A 16,908-nucleotide genomic window follows, 5' to 3' on the forward strand; every position below is an offset into this window, starting at 1 on the left:
CGGGACACCTTCTGCAAATCCCAGTCTTTCTAACCCAGGCCATGGATCCGCATATTCTTAGCGCCACGTCTCCCGCGGTAGGTCGGTTGGCCGCCTTCTGCCGCACTCAGCGTTCAGGATGAACGCGCTCCTTAGAACTTCGCGGCGGCGGCGGCCTTGAGCGCTTCTAACTTGGAGCGGTCCGGCGCGGCGCCTCGTGCTTGATCCGGCTTGCCACCGCCTTTGCCGCCAGCGAGAGCCGCGAGGTCGCGGAGGAGGTCGCCGGCTTTGAGGCCCTTTGCAAGGGCCGCCTCGCCGCAGTAGGTGGCGAGGTGGAGTTTTTCGCCGTCGTCGACGATGAGCAGGGCGGGGCCGGCGAATTGCTTTTTCTTGAGGCCGTTCTGGAGCTCCTGGAGCAGCGAGGCGTCGGACTCGAAGGAGACGATGATGGGTTGACCCAACGCGATGAGTTCGGCGAGGGATGCGTCTGCTAGAGAGGCGGCTTGGGCGGACTGGATCTTCTTGATGCGCTTCTCGGCTTCGATGGCTCCGGCCTGGGTTTCTTCCAACGTCCTCGCGCCGTGGGCGATGGTGGCGTTGAGCAGGGAAATGTCGGCGCGCTCGACGAGCATGGCGCTCATGATGTGCGGGAACTCGTTGACGATGACGGGCTCCTCACCGAGGGCGCTTAGTTTGTCATTCGCGGCCTTGAGCTTGGCGGCGGCGGCCTTGAGTTCGTGGTCCCATTTCTCGATGTTCTCGCGGAGGTGCTGCCAGGCGGCTTCGCCACAGGCGGCTTCGATGCGGCGGACGCCGGAGGCGATGGCTCCCTCGGATTTGATTTTGAAAAGGCCGATCTCGCCGGTGTGGCGGACGTGGGTGCCGCCGCAGAGTTCCTGCGAGTAGCCGTTGAGTTGGTTAGACTGGCCGCCGATCTGGACAACGCGGACGAGGTCGCCGTATTTGTCGCCGAAGAACTGCATGATGTCGGCGCGGCCCTTGATGTCGGCGTGTTTGACTTCGGTCCAGGACACGGAGTCGTTCGCCTTGATGGCGGCGTTGACCTTTTCCTCCATCGCTGCGATCTGTTCGGGCGTGACGGCGGCGCTGTTGAAGTCGAAGCGCAGGCGGTTTTCATCGACGGAGGAACCTTGCTGCGCGGCGTCGGCGGAGACGACTTCGTGCAGCGCCCAGTGGAGCAGGTGGGTGGCGGTGTGGTGGGCTTCGATCGGGCGGCGGCGGGTGGTGTCGAGCTTGAGCGTGACGGCGTCGCCGACTTTCACCGGAGTGTTTGCGGCGATGATGTGGGCGCGGGCCTTGCCGATCTGCTGGGTGCCGGTGATTTCGAATTCGTCGTCGTCGGTGATGAGGAATCCGGTGTCGCCGGCCTGACCGCCCATCTCGGCGTAGAAGACGGTCTTGTCGGTGATGACGAAGAGCGCGTCTTCCTGCGGGTGGATTTCGAGGATGGTGGCTTCGATGGAATCGGATTCGAAGCCGGTGAACTCGGTGACGGCTTCGGTGGAGATGTCGAGGGCGCGGACGATGTTGGATTTACGGGCGGCGCGGGAGCGTTCCTGTTGCTCAGCCATGAGTGCCTCGAAGCGCTGCATGTCAACAGTTAGGCCTCTCTCGGAGCAGAGGAGTTCGGTGAGGTCGATGGGGAAGCCGAAGGTGTCGTAGAGTTCGAAAGCGGCGTCACCTTCAAGGAGTGTTGGCGTCTCGCCGACATTCGCTGTGGGCAAGATGCCCACACTCCTTGATGCTTCTTCGAAGCGTTTCAACCCTCGATCCAGCGTCTGGTTGAAACTCGCTTCTTCTTGTTCGAGCGTTTGGCGGACAACGTCCTGACGGCCCTTCAACTCAGGGAAAACGCCGCCCATTTCGGCGACGAGGGTTTCCACCAGCGCGCCGAAGAACGGCTTTTCTCCGGAGAATCCAAGCTGGCGGCCGTATCTCACGGCGCGACGCAGGATGCGGCGGAGGACGTAGTTTCTGCCGTTGTTGCCGGGCATGATGCCGTCGGCGATGGAAAATGATAGAGTCCGCAAGTGGTCGGCGATGACGCGGAAGGCGATCGCGGTTTTGATTTCCTCGGTGAAGAGGGAACGGTCGGCGCCGGGCTCGGGGTAGATGTTGACGTAGGTTTTTCCGCTGAGTGCTTCGAGCTTGCGGAAGATCGGTTGGAAGACGTCGGTGGCGTAGTTGGACGGCTTTTTCGAGAAGTCGGTGAAGCCTTTGGTGTTCTGGATGATCGAGCAGGCGCGCTCGAAGCCCATGCCGGTATCGACGTGTTTGGCGGGGAGCTCGCGGAACGTGCCGTCGGCCTCGGCGTTGTATTGGATGAAGACGAGGTTCCAGATCTCGATGCAGAGGTCGGAGTCGTTGTTGACGAGGTTGCGGCCGGTGACGGGGTCGCCTTCGGGGGTTAGGTCGACGTGGAGTTCGGAGCAGGGGCCGCAGGGGCCGGTTTCGCCCATCATCCAGAAGTTGTCCTTCACGTTGCCGTGGACGATTTGCACGGCGGGGTCGCAGCCTTTGGAAACGAAGAGGGCGGCCCAGATGTCGTAGGCTTCCTGGTCGAAATTGCCGGGATCGCCTTCTTTCGGCGCATAAACGGACGCGTAGAGGCGGTGGGCGGGGAGGCCCCAACGCTCGACGACGAGCTCCCACGCCCAGGCGATGGCTTCCTTTTTGAAGTAGTTGCCGAATGACCAGTTCCCGAGCATTTCGAAGAACGTGTGGTGATAGGTGTCGTAGCCGACATCTTCGAGGTCGTTGTGTTTGCCGCCGGCGCGGATGCATTTCTGGGTGTCGGCGGCGCGGGGTGGATTGTAGGGGGCTTTTTCGACGCCGAGGAAATAGGGGACGAAAGGGTTCATCCCGGCATTCGTGAACAGCAGGCCGGGCGACTGCGGGAGCAGCGAGGCGGAGGGCACGATGGTGTGCTGTTTCTCCTGGAAGAAATCGAGGAAGCTCTGGCGGATCTCGGCGGAAGTCATGGGATGGTTATAGAAAGAGTCGGGGCGAGACGCCCCTGGCACGGTCTGGAGCGAGACGCTCCAGCCACTTTGGACGGGGGCGGCGAAGATGCAGGAGGGCCGGGGGCGGTGTAAAGCCTTGCGGGTGGTCAGTTTCGCGGAAGCTTGGGAACCTTGGGCTCATTGCCGGAGCATCGAGCGGAAGGTCAGATTGATCCGCGGGGTTTTGATTTTCTTGGATTTCGGGATGCAGTGGAGCCAGTGAGTCTGGGTGCTGCCCTGCATGACGAGCAGGCTGCCGCTCTCCAGCAGCACGGAAATTTTGTCCTCACCGCGCTTGTGCTTGAGGCGGAATTCCCGTTCCGCGCCGAGGCTGACGGAGGCGATGGCGCTGTCCTTGCCGAGCGATTTCTCGTCGTCGCTGTGCCAGGCCATGCCCTCGTCGCCGTCGTGATAGAGATTGAGCAGGCAGGAGTTGAAGAAGGTGCCGGTGAGTTTCTCGACGAGCGATTTGAGCGCGGCGAGTTCCGGAGTCCAGGCGAGAGCGTGCTTGGTGGTGCCGGAGTAGCTGTAGGAGAAATTCGAATCGCCATACCAAGCGACTTTGCGGGCGGTGACGATGTGCTTGCCGAAAATGACGGCCTCGTCGTTTTTCCACGGGATTTCCCGCAGCAGCGTCTCGTAGTAGCGGCGGGTGTCCGCCGGGCTGAGGATCGGGCCGTGGTAGTTCACCGTGCCGTCGCGGGGCAGCAGGTTGGCGGCGGGGTCGTGGCCGAAGAGGTCCATGATCATTTCGAGGCTCGGTGGTTATCAATGCACCATCGACTTACGGATTACGGTTTTCAAGGTCCGAGGATTTCAAAAGCCGCTCGCTTCTCATCACATAAACGATCAAAACGAGATCACCTTCCAGACGATAAAAAATTCGCAACGGGCCGACAACGAGATGCCTGTAGCGGGAGTCCGGCAGGTCGTGAGGGACTGGACACATCTCCGGAAATCCCTGCAGCAGTTCGGCCTTGGCAAAAACCTTGCGGATCAAACGGCGCGCGGCGGATGGATCGTCGAGGGCGATATAATCCGCGATCTGTTCAAGATCCTGAAGGGCGGGTTCCGACCAGATCAATCGAGCCATCGCGACATTCGGGTTTTCGCCTCATCATGGGTCACCGTCCGTCCTTCCTGAATCGCCTTCTCACCCTTCGCGATGCCCTCAAGCAGCCCGATTCGCGACTGCATCGCCTCATAGGTCGATACGTCCACCAGATAGGCGGCGGCCAAGCCGTGTTGAGTGATCAAAACCGGCTCCTTTTCATCAGCAATCCTCGCGATCAACTCGGTGGCTCTCCTCTTCAGCGTGGTCACCAATTCCGTTCTCATGCAGTGACATTAAAATGCCACTCATGGATTCACAACGATTTTCCGCCCTCCCGATCCAAGAGCGCGCGTTTGCGCTCCACACCCCAGCGGTAGCCGGAGAGATTTCCGTCGCTGCGGACCACGCGGTGGCACGGGATCGCGACGGCGATGGCGTTCGCCGCGCAGGCCTCGGCGACGGCACGCACGGACTTGGGACTGCCGATTTTCTCGGCAACTTGCGCGTAGCTCAAGGTCGAGCCGGCGGGGATTTCGCGCAGCGCCTGCCAGACGCGTTGTTGGAAAGCGGTGCCGCGGACGTCGAGCGGGAGGGCGGGCTTGAGCTTCGGATTTTCCACACAGGCGATGATTTCCGCGAGGTGGTCATCGCCGCGAGTCAGCCGGGCTTTGGGAAATCTCCGCTGCAGTTCGGTGACTAGCAGCTCCCGGTCATCGCCCAGCAGAATGGCGCGGACGCCCTTTTCCGAAGATGCGGCGAGCACCAGGCCGAGGGTGGATTTTTCTACGGAATACCTGAGCACCTCGGGGTCGGAATCGGCCATGACGGTGACTTTTGCACGCGATCGGCGGGCGGGCGAGGGATTTTTGCGGGCGAACGCAACCGTTGCCGGGGGGGGATTTCTCGTTTATATCCCGAGCAGAAATGAATTCGCCCGCACCCCTGCGCTACTGCCCGGACTTGCTCCAATACTCCCGCCGGATCACCCGCGAGGTGATGGTGGGAAATGTCGGGGTCGGCGGCGACAACCCGATCCGCGTGCAGTCGATGATCACTTCCGACACACGCGACACCGCGGCCTGCGTCGCGGAGGTGCTGGGTCTGGCGGAGGCCGGTTGCGAAATCGTGCGGATCACCGCGCAGACGAAAATTTACGCCGCGAACCTGGAAAACATCGCCCGCGAAGTGCGCGCGGCGGGCTGCCAGGTGCCGCTGGTCGCCGACATCCATTTCAAACCCGACGCCGCGCTCGAAGCCGCGAAGTGGGTGGAAAAAGTTCGGGTCAATCCGGGCAACTTCGTGGATAAGAAAAAGTTCGAGATCCGCGAATACAGCGATGACCAATACGCCGAGGAACTCGAACGCATCCGCGAGCAATTCACGCCGCTGGTGGCGCTTTGTAAGGACCTCGGCCGGGCGATGCGCATCGGTACGAACCACGGCTCGCTATCCGACCGCATCATGAACCGCTACGGCGACACGCCGCTCGGGATGTGCGAGAGCGCGCTGGAATTCGCCCGTTTGGCGCGGGAAAATGACTATCACAATTTCGTCTTCTCGATGAAGGCGTCCAACCCGAAGGTGATGATCGAGGCCTATCGCCTGCTCGTCGCCCGGCTCGTCGCGGAGGGCCCGGACTGGAACTATCCGATCCACCTCGGCGTGACCGAAGCGGGCGACGGCGAGGACGGCCGGATCAAGAGCGCCATCGGCATCGGCTCGTTGTTGGCTGACGGTATCGGCGACACCATCCGCGTCTCGCTGACCGAGGACGCGATTTACGAAATCCCGGTCGCGCAGGCGTTGGCGGCGCCCTTCAACGAGCGCAGCAAAGTTGAAGGTGGCTGCGGCGTCTCGCCGCAGGCCGTGTTTGAGGCGTCTCGCCGCAAGTCCCTCTCCGAAGACGCCAAAACCACCCGCATCGACTGGGAAAATGTCGAAAAAACCTCCGCGACTTTCCTCCCCCACTGGAAACAAGACGGCGCAACCTACGCCGTCACCTTTCGCCTCGCCGACTCCCTGCCTGCCGAATTCATCACAAACTATCAAAACCACCGCGACCAACTTCACCAAGAGCTCGACTCCCTCACCCATTCCGGCGACTCCCGCAGTTCTCTGGAAAAAATCACCGACCTGCGCAAACAACTCACAGACCTGCAAGCCGACTGGATCGACCCTGAGTTGGATCGCGGCCACGGAGCTTGCATTTTCAAAGACGCATCACTCGCCGCGTTGGTGGCGGACGCGATGGCTCATTTCGATGGAAAACGCTACGAGCTGCTCGCCTGGTGCGTGATGCCCAACCATGTGCACGCCGTTCTCAGACCGGCGGAAGGGGAGTTGTTGGAGAAAATCCTCCATTCATGGAAAAGCTTTACTGCGCATGAAATCAACAGGCGCTTGGGGACCAGCGGGGCTGTCTGGCAGAAGGAAAGTTACGATCATCTGGTGAGGGATGGTGAGGATTTGAGAAATCAGGTGGGGTATGTGATGAGGAATCCGGTGAAGGCGGGGATGGGAGATTGGCGGTGGGTCGGGTGCGTTTATGAGGAACTCGCTGCGGGACGCAGCGAACACGGCCTGCGGCGAGACGCCGCAGCCACCCTCGCACCTGCGGCGCTCACTGAAGATTTCGTTCCCTCGTACGATCCATTTTCCTATGAGAAGCGCGCGAGCTCCACGCTCACGATCATGGGTCACGAGCTTGGCGGGGAGAAGACCGTGCGTGTCTTCACGACCCAGGAACGCTGGAACGCTCTCGCACACAAGATCGCCGGGATGGGCGATTTCAAACCGGAGATCATCCTCGAAAAATCCGGCGTCGTGGAAATCGACCCGCGCGACGAAGCGGCTATTTCCGCGCTCAATTCCGAGACGGAACCGCGGCTCGTCACCGTCGCGGACGGCCTCGATCTGGAAGTCATCCACGCTTTCCGCCAGCTCGCCTTCCGCGTTGATCCGCGGCATCCGATCTTGCTGAAAGACACGCTCCACCCGCCGACCGGCGAGACGGATTTCATCGCCGCGCTGCTGCCCGCCGCGCGGAACATCGGCTCGCTGCTTTGCGACGGCATCGGCGACGCGATCCTGGTGCGAGGAGAAACCGCGCCTGGCCAATCGCTGCGGCTCGCCTATAACATTCTGCAAGCCGCCGGCACCCGCATCTTCAAAACCGACTACGTCGCCTGTCCGAGCTGCGGCCGCACGCTTTTCAACCTCCAGCACACCACCCAGAAAATCCGCGCCGCCACCGGCCACCTCAAGGGCGTGCGGATCGCCGTGATGGGCTGCATCGTCAACGGCCCGGGCGAGATGGCGGACGCGGACTTCGGCTACGTCGGCGGCGCGCCTAACAAAATCAACCTCTACGTCGGCAAGACCGCGGTGAAGTTCAACATCCCGGAAGCCGAAGCCGTCGCGCGCCTCACCGACCTGATCCGCGAGCATGGAAAATGGGTGGACGCACCCGAGCCCGCCAGCGTATAAACAAGATTCCATGGCCGACACCGACACGCTCACCCACACCGAGGAGGCGACCTCGCTCGACGTTCCGTGGAACGTCGTCGTCCACGATGATCCGGTGAATCTGATGGGCTACGTCACCTTCGTGCTGATGAAAATTTTCGGTTACGAGAAAAAGAAAGCCGACATCCTGATGATGCAGGTCCACCGCCAAGGCCGCTCGATCGTCTGGTCCGGCGAGCGCGAAAAAGCCGAGTTCTACGTCCAGCAGTTGCAGGCCCACCAGCTGAAAACCTCCCTGGAAAAAGCCGAATGAAAGCGATGCCCACTCTCGAAGGCGGCCTCCGGATCGACGCGGAGAATTTCAGCGACTGGACGGTGCTCCGGTCCATCGTCGCCGATGCGGGCGCGGCCAACGGCGTCGATCTCGCCAGCCGCCTCGGCGCGCTCATCAGCGAGGACGCCGGCGCGGAGGACTGGGAAGAATACATCGTGCCGGATTTGCGCGAAGGCTTCCAAGACGACCTCGCGCAAATCGGCGCCAACATCGAGTCCGCGATTTTTGAAGTCGGTGGCGGACCTGGGCCTGTCTGGATCAGCCGCGACGACGTTTTACCGTGGTACAGCGCGCTCAACCAGGCGCGGCTCTCGTTAGAGGAAATTTTTCATTTCGGCCCCGGCGAAGACATCGATCCCGCCAACCTGCCACCCGCCAAGCGCGCCGCCTACATCCGCTCCAGATTCTACTGCGCCATCCAAGGCCTGTTGCTGGATCACGTGATGAAGTGACCGCCGGAAACCGACATGCAAAACTCTATCGATTCGAAACCCCTCATCCTCTGGCTGCTAGGCGACGGCAAGCCGGGCCACGAAAACCAATCCCTCGGCCTCGCTGACGCGATCGCCCGCCAGACCCACTGCGAGGTCCACCGGATTTCCATCGCGGGAAAGCGGGGTTTGCTCACCCGCATCCAGGCCGCCGTCCAGGCGAGCGCCGGTTTGCCGCGACCCGATCTGATCATCGCCGCCGGCCATGCCACCCACCCCTCGCTACTCTGGCTGGCCCGTAAACACCGGGCCAAAAGCATCGTCCTGATGTGTCCCAGCCTGCCGATGGGCTGGTTCGACCTGTGCATCGTGCCAAGCCACGATTTCAAAAATCCTCCCCGGCGGGAAAACGTCATCGTCACCCAAGGCGCGCTCAACCGGGTGGCCCCGCCCGACGGCGGAGAGCGAGGCGGTGGTCTGATTCTCATCGGCGGCCCGTCCGGCAACCACGGCTGGGACGGGGAAACGCTCATGGCCGCTCTCGCAGAAATCACCGCCACGGGCACTTGGCAGCTCACCGACTCCCGCCGCACTCCCGCAGGATTTCTCGATGAAATCCGCAAGCGGCTGCCCGCCGTCGAGGTCTTCCCGCATCAACAAACCCCGCCCGACTGGCTGCCCGCAAAACTCGCCGCGGCGGAAAGTGCCTGGGTCACGGAAGACTCGATTTCGATGATCTACGAAGCGCTCACCTCCGGAGCCAGCGTCGGCCTCTTGCCGATGCCACGAAATCAAAACCACTCGCGCGTCCTGCGCGGCTTGGAGCGACTGGTCGCCGACGGCTTCCTCTCGCCATTCGCGGAATGGCAAAATGTCAGGCAGCTCAAGGAACCACCGTCCATCCTGCGTGAGGCCGACCGCTGTGCGGCATTGGCGGTTCGAGACATATCCTTGTAAATTGTATTTCAAAAAAGCAATTTACAAGGTGGATTTCCCGACTCGTTCCTCGCGCCGGATGAGCCGCAATCCCTGACCTTGCGGAAGGATTTCGTGGAAAGCCGGACGAAGTATGGTTCTGGCAAACCCAAGCGGGTGCGGAGCTCGACCTGCTGGCGATGGCGGGTGGTAAGCGGATTGGCTTCGAAATGAAACTATCCGAATCTCCGAGGACCACCGAGTCGATGCATATCGCCATGCAAGACCTCCGGCTCGATCACCTTTACGTCATCCATCCCGGTGACCTCCGATTCGCTTTGGACGAGAAAATCACCGCCCTGCCCGCCAAGGAAATCCCCTCGCTGGCCGCGCCATTTTAAGCTGTTCGATCTAAAACCGCCATTCCAGAATCGCCACACGCCCATGGCTCAACACATCATCACTCTCAAATGGGGAGATCGCTACGGACCGGAGTATGTGAACCGGCTCGCCTCCGCCGTGCGTCGTCACACCAAGACGCCGGTGTCCATTGTCTGTTTCACCGATGATGCGGTGGGCATCGACCCGTCGGTAAAAATCTTCCCGATCCCGGAAATCGATCTTCCGGCAGCGCAAATGGTCACCGGTTGGCGTAAAATTTGCCTGTTCCGCCGGGATCTGCCAATTGAGGGGCTCGGACTCTTTCTCGATTTGGACATCGTGGTCACCGGTTCGCTTGATGACTTTTTCACCTTTGGAAACGAGGATGACATCCCGATCATTCACAACTGGTTGCCCGCCCATAAAACGCTCTTCCGCCCGGATCCGCAGATCGGCAACTCGTCGGTATTTCGTTTTAAATTGAACCAATGCGGCTTCGTCTGGGACCAGTTCCACCAGGAAAAGGAATGGGCACTGGCAAATTTCCGCCCTCCGCAATCGTATCTCACGCATTGCATCCGCCCGCGCATGAAGTTCTGGCCCGCCGAGTGGGTCCGCAGCTTCAAACGCCATTGCCGCCCAATATTTCCACTCAATCTGATTCTAGAACCCAAGCTACCCAAGGATGCACGCATCATCGCCTTCCACGGTAAGCCGGACCCGGATGACGTCATTAACGGCTACAAGGGAGCCAAAATCCACCACCACACACGTCCCGCAACTTGGGTCGCCACACACTGGAGTTAAAATGCCCACCAATGCATCCACGATCGCCAAAATAGGAGTCCTTGAATTTCGATATGGAAACTCATCGCGCTTCAAAAAGCACCTGCAGCGGACAGGTAGCTATGCCATCAACATCGGTGATTGGATTCAGAGCTTCGCAGTTGAATCACTCGTAAAACGCATCCGAGGAGCGGAATTCGATATTACCAGAATCGACAGGGACAGTCTGCCGTCCTATCAGGGACCGCCGGTGAAACTGATCATGAATGCATGTTTCACCGCGCATTGTTTTCCCCTGCCCAGCCAGATTGAGCCTATCTTCATTGGATTCCAGACCTCCAATCCAGAGTTGATCCGCGAGCACGTCGAATTTTTCACGGGTCACCAGCCCATCGGCTGCAGGGACACCACCACACGCGACCTCTTTCTTGCGCAGGGTGTGGATGCTTATGTCACAGGTTGCCTCACGATGAGTCTCCCTAAGCGAGAGGTGCAACCGCAAACGCGGAAGACGTTTTTGATCAGCGGCTCAGGCGCTGGAGAAATGCCCAAACAACTCAGAAAATACTGCCCTCCGCCGGTCCTGCAAAACTCGATCAAAAAGTACCAGCGGGAACAGATGCCCGCCTGCCCATTGCGCGATGAGGATGTGCTGATGGCCATGCGTCTGGCCGAAGAACTGCTCAAGACTTATCAGGAGGAGGCGTCGTTGGTGGTGACTCCGCTGCTTCACGCCGCCGGGCCCTGCATCGCGATGGGTATCCCCGTGATTCTTGCGCGAAAGGATTTCAATGATCGATTTACGGCAATCAGTCGGGTTCTACCAATTCACACACCAAGGGACTTCACTGTGATCAACTGGAACCCTCAATGTCCTGATTTGTCGGAACTCAAGGAATGTCTTCAATCCCTCGTAATGAGAGCGTTGGAGGGGAATGGACCGAGTGTCTCCCAAAGGAATTTTCTGAAGGAGTTTTATGAGAAAGAATACGGACCCACCCATCAACTCATTGCGGCGCGGGAAACACGAGAATCTCTATCCATCTGGAGGCGCCTTCCCCTGCTCAAGTACATGTTCCGCGCCTGAAATGACTGGCTATACGGAAACACTCATTCATCAGAAATAAGATTATGCTTCTCATCACTGGTTGTGGCCGCAGCGGCACGCATTTCACCTCGGAACTACTCAGACAAATGGGTTTCGATGTGCCTCATGAACATGTGGGTAAGGACGGCACCGCATCATGGAAACACGTCGTTTCCGGGACTTTCGTTTACATCGGCAAAAACCGTGAGGTCAAAATCGATTCCGATGGCTTTACCCATATTCTCCATCAGGTCAGGCACCCACTGAAGGTCATCGCATCTATGCAGACGTTCAGCGATTCGACCTGGCACTACATGGCCAGGTTCATTGATCTCAATCTGAAGGCATCGCCTGTTCACAGGGCGATGCAGGCATGGGTTGGTTGGAACGAACTCGTCGAATCCAAGGCTTCATGGAGATTCAAAATCGAGGACTTGCCCTCCAATTTCGAAGTTTTTTGTGAAAAGGCAGGGCTGCCTGTGCAAGTTATCCCGGAGGTGTCCCACAAGGCGAAGGATTCGCGTACAGATCGATTCTCCGCCGTTTACTGGGAAGATTTGGTCGAACTCGATTTGAAACTCGCCGAGTGTGTCAGAGAAATGGCGCTGCGTTATGGCTATGAGAATATCGCCAGTGCCCCCCCGCCTGCACTCAAGACTAGGAAGTCCGGCATTTCGGTTCTGAAGTTCCTCAACCGCCGCCGCTGACAAATTCCCGAGCGCTCATGAATGTCTGGTCCATCGATATCGGCCTGCCCGGACACACCCTGCAGGTGGAGGCGGTGAATCGCATTCTGGAAGTAAAAGCTAGTGCAAGATGCCAGCGAATCGACGGTCGCCTCAGCGTGCGTGGTGGCGTGCGCTGCATCACGAAACGAATCATCGATCACATACCAACCCGTCTCATCCCGACATTGATGAAAACGATGTACCGGGGAATTTCACTGCCGCCGGGCACGCCGGATCTGATTCTCACCAGCGGTAGCGGCAGTGTGCCCCTTTGCCGACTATTAAAACGCCTCACGGGTGCCCCTGCGGTTTTCCTTGGTGAACTGCATCCTCCGAGATCCATCTATCTGGATCTGGTTGTTTCCCCAGTCACACTGGATCTTGATCATGAATTGCTCGCACCCCTCACTCAGACCGGGCGCACTCCGGAGCAAGCCATAGAAGCCGCCCAAGCTTGGTGGCCCGCAGGAGTGCCACAGAACTGTTGGTCCATGATCATCGGGGGAGACGGCAAGGCCCACACTTATCTGCCCGAGGAGTGGGCCGCGCTTGGCCATGCCATGAATGATGCTGCCCGCAAGAATGGCATCCGCTGGCTAATCACCACCTCGCGCAGGACCGGTGTTGATAATGAACGCCTGTTGCGCGAAACGCTCGATCCGTCACTGGTTGCGGATGCTATATGGTGGGCGGATGCCCCGAAGAAAGGACTCATGGCTATGGTCGGCGCGGGGCAGCGCGTCTTCGCCACCCGAGACAGCCTCACCATGATTTCCGAGGTCATCGCCGCCAAAGGGCGGGTAGAAGTCGTCTGTCCGCGCACCAGCCTGCTGAAACCCGCCGCAGTGTATGAACGCTATTTAAAGCGCCTAGAGGATGAGGGTTATATGATTTCCCACAGTATCGGTAAACTTGCGGATTTAGAAGGAGCGGAGCCTATGGTCCGCATCTACGAACAACAGTCAGCATTTGAGGAGGAATTGGTCAGCCGCATCAGAACTCTTGTGGCGCGGTGATGTTGAAATGCTATCGAATCTGGAGTGGGTGCGGTCGGCAACCGCGCGGCGGCGTGCCTGTAGAACCTCCATTTACCATTGAAGTTATCTCTGCGGAATTACTCTCTACTTGCCTTCACTCCGGATTCTCCCAATGTTCGCTTCAGTCCGAAAATCGACACTTTAGCAAGCATCACCCGGTGGCATACAGCCAGGCAAGGCAACGCAAAATTCACGAATGACATCTTCTTTTGATAGCCCCATGCGTCTCTGGCTGATTGATACTGGCATTCCGGGTCATACCGTGCAGGTAGCGGGACTCGGGCGGATTCTGGAGGACCAATCCGGAGCAGTTGGCGAATGGATTCATTGCCGTCTTCGCGTCCGCGGGATTCTCCGGGGAGTTGCGCGGACTGCGACCCGCCATGCTCCTGCCGTCCTAGCTCGCCTGCTGGCCCGATGTTGCTATCGCGATCTCGTGCTGCCGACCGGTCGACCGGATGTCATCATCGCAAGCAGTGGTGACAGCGCGTATCTGGCAAGACTGCTTGGCCGCCTCACTGGAGCGGTCACCGTTTTCATCGGCGAAGTGCAGCCCTTTCCGCCCGAGTGGTTTGATCTCGTGGTATTGCCAACTGACTCGGCGTTAAAGAATGCGATCACGGTACCGCTCATGGAAACCGGGCAAACCCCCGAACGTGCCGCCGCCGCCGCCGTCGCTTTCTGGCCACGGGGAACCCCGGGGAACTGCTGGTCGGTGCTCATCGGCGGATCGAGCCGCAGCCATCGATTCACGGCGGAAGATTGGCGTGCCATGGCAATCGCCATGAACCGATTGGCCCATGCTCACGGAATCCGCTGGCTACTGACTACTTCCCGCAGGACAGGAAAGGAGGCGGAAGATATTATGCGCGCTACACTGGAGCCATCGGTCATCAAGGAGGCGATATGGTGGCTAGATGCACCGAAAAAAGCGGTGGCGGCATTTTTGCATGCTGGCGAGAGAGTGTTCGTCACCCGCGACAGTCTGACGATGATTTCCGAGGCCATCGCCGTGAAAGGACAGGCCGTGGTCGTGGTCCCGGCCGAGTGTCGGATTAGCCGAGGCAGCATGATGGATGAATACCTGGGCCGTTTGGAACTCCAAGGGAGAATCCAGCCGTTCAGGGTGGATGCATTGGAAAGCCTAGACGTTCCGGCAAAACTGCCTCCGATGAGCGAATCTCTCACGGCCTTTTCCGTGGCCTTTTCACAACGCATCCGAAATCTGTTGGACGCAAAAGAGCGCCATTGATCATGCGGTGAGAGTTTCCAGCCGAGGTTCAGAAGGATTACTTCTGGAATCGATGCCTCAGCGAGACACGGACTTTTTCGATGCCGTATGACATGCCGTTGATCCAACTGCGACGGATCAGTTTGTGACGGCTGGCAATCGTCTCTCCTGCGGTGGCGGGCGCGTCACTCGGTTGGTGGCGCTGATTGACGAAACGTGCGATCTGAGCAATGGGAGCGTATTCCTCGACCACTCGGCGGCGACTTTCCAAGATGGCGTTCAGGTTTTTTTCGTAAAGTCGGTCACGCATCGCCCGCCGGATCATTTCGGCGGCGGCATCAACATCGGCGATATCGATGCGCAGGAAACTCGCTTCAGGGAAATACTCTTCGGCGTTCGGACAACCATAGTAAACGGGCATGCAGGCACCTAGAAAAGGATCCGCTAGTTTTTCCGTCCAATGGTGAGGTCCAAGGAAATTCTCGATGGCGACGTGGTATTTGTAGGGATCGAGCGCATCCGCCTTGTCGGTGACGAAACGAATGCCCTTTCCAAACAGCTCCATTTCCGGGATGCTTTTTTTGAGGTCCATCACGAATTGATAGCGTCGAGCATGGAGCGTGTGACCTTGTTGTTTGACCGAGCACACGGCTGAGATTTCTGCGGTTTTGGCGAGAGGGATAAAATCCCGGATGGTGTCGTAAGCACCGCGCGGATTGCTCCTTGAATAAAACCAGATAAGCCCGGGCTGGCAGCGGACCGCCCCAGGGTGATAGATCACCCATGGCTCCTGGCTGGTCAGCACCCAGCCGAACTGATTGAGAAATCGTGAGCCATAAACTTTGATAGTGGACGGCTCGGTAGTGATGAGCAGAGTATTTCTGCGGGAACAGGCAAGCGCCTCTTCCCACAAGGTGCCACGCTCGCCGGCAACCGACGGGAGATCGTCATACACCACCAGCCAGTCGTATTCGCGGCAGTTCCGATCAAACGTAAACTCGCAGTTTCCCCATACGGTATGACCGGGGCTACCATTCGGGAAACGCAGGAACCAGCTTCTGCCATCATTTCCGGGCTTCGATCTAGTAAGTAGTTTGATGCGGATCGGTCGGCTTTTGGAATCGCTCATGCGTTGCTGCTGACAATTTGATTTTCCGTGGCCGCCGAATTCAGGCTTTGAAATACTTAGCAGGTTTAAAACCGAGTGCGTTGCGGGTGTCCACCAGCGGAATTGGATAGGCTGAGAAATCGAAGGTTTTGTATTCGTCGTGGCCGGTGGCAAGGACGATGAGGTCGTAATCCGGGGTGATGGCTGGAACTGATTTACGGCCAGCGTATGCCGCATGCTCGCGGGTTTTCGGAATCACCGGGACGTGGGGATCGTGGTAGGAAACGCGTGCACCGAGAGCTTCGAATTTTTCGATGAGCTTGTAGGTTGGGGACTCGCGGTCGTCATCGACGTTGGCTTTGTAGGCGAGGCCGAGGATGAGAATGCGCGAGTTTTTGACGGACTTGCCCTCGCCGTTGAGCGCCTCGAAGGCGACCTTGACGACGTGGTCTGGCATGGCGGTGTTGATCTCGCCGGCGAGCTCGATGAAGCGGGTGTGTTGGCCGAATTCGCGGGCTTTCCATGTCAGGTAGAATGGGTCGATCGGGATACAATGGCCGCCGAGACCGGGACCGGGGTAGAAGGGCATGTAGCCGAAGGGTTTGGTTTTTGCGGCTTCGATGACTTCCCAGATGTCGATGTCCATTGCGCCGTAAACGAGTTTGAGTTCGTTGACCAAGGCGATGTTGACGGAGCGGAAGATGTTTTCGAGCAGTTTGGTGGCTTCGGCGACGCGGCAGGAGCTGACGGGCACGAGTTTCTGGATGGCCCGGCTGTAGAGAGTGAGCGCTTTTTCCAAACAAGCGGGAGTCAGGCCGCCGACGACTTTGGGTATGATGGCGACTTTGCTATCCGGGTTACCGGGATCTTCGCGCTCAGGAGAAAAGGCGAGATGGAAATCGGTGCCGGCAGTGAGGCCGGAGCCTTCTTCCAGGACGGCGCGGAGTTCGCCGTCAGTGGTGCCGGGGTAAGTGGTGGATTCGAGGACGACGAGCGTGCCTTTTTTGAGGAATGGAGCGATCGCCTTGCCGGTGTTGAGCACGTAGCTGAGGTCCGGTTCGCGGAAGTGGTTGAGTGGTGTGGGTACGCAGAGAATGACAGCTCCCACCTCGCCGACGCGGGAAAAATCGGTGGAGGCCTCCAGTTTCCCGGAGTTTCGCTGGGTGGCAATTTCCTCAGCGGAAACGTGCTTAATATAGCTTTCTCCGGCATTGATGGCGTCCGTCTTGCGTGGATCGATGTCCAGTCCGAGGACAGTGGCTCCAGAACGTGCAAATTGCAGCGATAAGGGAAGACCGACATACCCGAGTCCGACGATGGCAATGTGATTCATGAAGCGGCTGAGACCA

16 protein-coding genes and 1 pseudogene are annotated in these 16,908 nt (G+C 59.0%); 10 read left to right on the plus strand and 7 right to left on the minus strand.

The window, feature by feature from the left end; all coding sequences use genetic code 11:
* Nucleotides 1-131 precede the first annotated feature (131 nt).
* The 5 genes and pseudogenes from alaS to AC4DF4_RS02550 form a co-directional block, all read right to left on the minus strand.
* Entirely contained in the window at nucleotides 132-2,981 is a 2,850-nt protein-coding gene (alaS, locus tag AC4DF4_RS02530) for an alanine--tRNA ligase (protein ID WP_490046541.1), read from the minus strand.
* Between the two features lie 159 nt (nucleotides 2,982-3,140).
* On the minus strand, nucleotides 3,141-3,746 hold the full coding sequence (locus AC4DF4_RS02535; protein WP_490046542.1) for an alpha-ketoglutarate-dependent dioxygenase AlkB family protein: 606 nt from the start codon (nucleotides 3,744-3,746) through the stop codon (nucleotides 3,141-3,143).
* A 40-nt stretch (nucleotides 3,747-3,786) separates the two neighbouring features.
* Nucleotides 3,787-4,095, minus strand: a complete 309-nt coding sequence (locus AC4DF4_RS02540) for a type II toxin-antitoxin system RelE/ParE family toxin (RefSeq protein ID WP_490046543.1) — start codon at nucleotides 4,093-4,095, stop codon at nucleotides 3,787-3,789.
* On the minus strand, nucleotides 4,083-4,340 hold the full coding sequence (locus AC4DF4_RS02545; protein WP_490046544.1) for a type II toxin-antitoxin system Phd/YefM family antitoxin: 258 nt from the start codon (nucleotides 4,338-4,340) through the stop codon (nucleotides 4,083-4,085). The genes AC4DF4_RS02540 and AC4DF4_RS02545 overlap by 13 nt, the downstream gene beginning before the upstream one ends.
* A 29-nt stretch (nucleotides 4,341-4,369) precedes the next feature.
* Nucleotides 4,370-4,855, minus strand: a pseudogene (locus AC4DF4_RS02550) (methylated-DNA--[protein]-cysteine S-methyltransferase); the annotation flags it as partial.
* Between the two features lie 125 nt (nucleotides 4,856-4,980).
* Here AC4DF4_RS02550 and ispG point away from each other — a divergent pair.
* From ispG to AC4DF4_RS02600, 10 genes are all read left to right on the plus strand, one after another.
* Complete coding sequence (ispG, locus tag AC4DF4_RS02555; RefSeq protein ID WP_490046545.1) at nucleotides 4,981-7,542, plus strand: (E)-4-hydroxy-3-methylbut-2-enyl-diphosphate synthase; 2,562 nt, start codon at nucleotides 4,981-4,983, stop codon at nucleotides 7,540-7,542.
* A 10-nt stretch (nucleotides 7,543-7,552) separates the two neighbouring features.
* The gene (clpS, locus tag AC4DF4_RS02560; RefSeq protein ID WP_490046546.1) at nucleotides 7,553-7,834 is read left to right on the plus strand and encodes an ATP-dependent Clp protease adapter ClpS; all 282 of its coding nucleotides are present in this window, start codon (nucleotides 7,553-7,555) and stop codon (nucleotides 7,832-7,834) included.
* Nucleotides 7,831-8,307, plus strand: a complete 477-nt coding sequence (locus AC4DF4_RS02565; RefSeq protein ID WP_490046547.1) for a DUF2017 family protein — start codon at nucleotides 7,831-7,833, stop codon at nucleotides 8,305-8,307. The genes clpS and AC4DF4_RS02565 overlap by 4 nt, the downstream gene beginning before the upstream one ends.
* Before the next feature lie 15 nt (nucleotides 8,308-8,322).
* Nucleotides 8,323-9,243, plus strand: a complete 921-nt coding sequence (locus AC4DF4_RS02570; RefSeq protein ID WP_490046548.1) for a mitochondrial fission ELM1 family protein — start codon at nucleotides 8,323-8,325, stop codon at nucleotides 9,241-9,243.
* Between the two features lie 68 nt (nucleotides 9,244-9,311).
* Nucleotides 9,312-9,602 carry a DUF4143 domain-containing protein gene (locus AC4DF4_RS02575; protein ID WP_490046572.1) on the plus strand — a complete coding sequence of 97 codons (291 nt, stop codon included), beginning with the start codon at nucleotides 9,312-9,314 and terminating at the stop codon, nucleotides 9,600-9,602.
* Between the two features lie 43 nt (nucleotides 9,603-9,645).
* Nucleotides 9,646-10,389: a glycosyl transferase gene (locus AC4DF4_RS02580; protein ID WP_490046549.1), complete on the plus strand. Its 744-nt coding sequence runs from the start codon at nucleotides 9,646-9,648 to the stop codon at nucleotides 10,387-10,389.
* Nucleotide 10,390: 1 nt separating this feature from the next.
* A complete protein-coding gene (locus AC4DF4_RS02585) occupies nucleotides 10,391-11,455 on the plus strand; it encodes a polysaccharide pyruvyl transferase family protein (RefSeq protein WP_490046550.1) in 1,065 nt (354 codons plus the stop codon).
* Nucleotides 11,456-11,499: 44 nt separating this feature from the next.
* Entirely contained in the window at nucleotides 11,500-12,162 is a 663-nt protein-coding gene (locus AC4DF4_RS02590) for a hypothetical protein (RefSeq protein ID WP_490046551.1), read from the plus strand.
* 17 nt (nucleotides 12,163-12,179) lie between these two features.
* Nucleotides 12,180-13,199, plus strand: a complete 1,020-nt coding sequence (locus AC4DF4_RS02595; RefSeq protein WP_490046552.1) for an ELM1/GtrOC1 family putative glycosyltransferase — start codon at nucleotides 12,180-12,182, stop codon at nucleotides 13,197-13,199.
* A gap of 217 nt (nucleotides 13,200-13,416) precedes the next feature.
* Nucleotides 13,417-14,472 carry an ELM1/GtrOC1 family putative glycosyltransferase gene (locus AC4DF4_RS02600; RefSeq protein ID WP_490046553.1) on the plus strand — a complete coding sequence of 352 codons (1,056 nt, stop codon included), beginning with the start codon at nucleotides 13,417-13,419 and terminating at the stop codon, nucleotides 14,470-14,472.
* A 37-nt stretch (nucleotides 14,473-14,509) separates the two neighbouring features.
* Here AC4DF4_RS02600 and AC4DF4_RS02605 read toward each other — a convergent pair whose 3' ends face one another.
* Both AC4DF4_RS02605 and AC4DF4_RS02610 read right to left on the minus strand, forming a co-directional pair.
* Nucleotides 14,510-15,580, minus strand: coding sequence for a glycosyltransferase family 10 domain-containing protein (locus tag AC4DF4_RS02605; RefSeq protein ID WP_490046554.1), 1,071 nt, complete (start codon nucleotides 15,578-15,580; stop codon nucleotides 14,510-14,512).
* A gap of 40 nt (nucleotides 15,581-15,620) precedes the next feature.
* A complete protein-coding gene (locus AC4DF4_RS02610) occupies nucleotides 15,621-16,892 on the minus strand; it encodes a nucleotide sugar dehydrogenase (RefSeq protein ID WP_490046555.1) in 1,272 nt (423 codons plus the stop codon).
* Nucleotides 16,893-16,908: the final 16 nt, after the last annotated feature.

It is taken from the genome of Luteolibacter sp. (assembly GCF_058122085.1).

Bases quoted from the DNA above. Each gene is read 5' to 3' on its own strand.
- alaS (WP_490046541.1), bottom strand. From the start codon at position 2,981: ATGACTTCCGCCGAGATCCGCCAGAGCTTCCTCGATTTCTTCCAGGAG.
- AC4DF4_RS02535 (WP_490046542.1), bottom strand. From the start codon at position 3,746: ATGGACCTCTTCGGCCACGACCCCGCCGCCAACCTGCTGCCCCGCGAC.
- AC4DF4_RS02540 (WP_490046543.1), bottom strand. From the start codon at position 4,095: ATGGCTCGATTGATCTGGTCGGAACCCGCCCTTCAGGATCTTGAACAG.
- AC4DF4_RS02545 (WP_490046544.1), bottom strand. From the start codon at position 4,340: ATGAGAACGGAATTGGTGACCACGCTGAAGAGGAGAGCCACCGAGTTG.
- ispG (WP_490046545.1), top strand. From the start codon at position 4,981: ATGAATTCGCCCGCACCCCTGCGCTACTGCCCGGACTTGCTCCAATAC.
- clpS (WP_490046546.1), top strand. From the start codon at position 7,553: ATGGCCGACACCGACACGCTCACCCACACCGAGGAGGCGACCTCGCTC.
- AC4DF4_RS02565 (WP_490046547.1), top strand. From the start codon at position 7,831: ATGAAAGCGATGCCCACTCTCGAAGGCGGCCTCCGGATCGACGCGGAG.
- AC4DF4_RS02570 (WP_490046548.1), top strand. From the start codon at position 8,323: ATGCAAAACTCTATCGATTCGAAACCCCTCATCCTCTGGCTGCTAGGC.
- AC4DF4_RS02580 (WP_490046549.1), top strand. From the start codon at position 9,646: ATGGCTCAACACATCATCACTCTCAAATGGGGAGATCGCTACGGACCG.
- AC4DF4_RS02585 (WP_490046550.1), top strand. From the start codon at position 10,391: ATGCCCACCAATGCATCCACGATCGCCAAAATAGGAGTCCTTGAATTT.
- AC4DF4_RS02590 (WP_490046551.1), top strand. From the start codon at position 11,500: ATGCTTCTCATCACTGGTTGTGGCCGCAGCGGCACGCATTTCACCTCG.
- AC4DF4_RS02595 (WP_490046552.1), top strand. From the start codon at position 12,180: ATGAATGTCTGGTCCATCGATATCGGCCTGCCCGGACACACCCTGCAG.
- AC4DF4_RS02600 (WP_490046553.1), top strand. From the start codon at position 13,417: ATGACATCTTCTTTTGATAGCCCCATGCGTCTCTGGCTGATTGATACT.
- AC4DF4_RS02605 (WP_490046554.1), bottom strand. From the start codon at position 15,580: ATGAGCGATTCCAAAAGCCGACCGATCCGCATCAAACTACTTACTAGA.
- AC4DF4_RS02610 (WP_490046555.1), bottom strand. From the start codon at position 16,892: ATGAATCACATTGCCATCGTCGGACTCGGGTATGTCGGTCTTCCCTTA.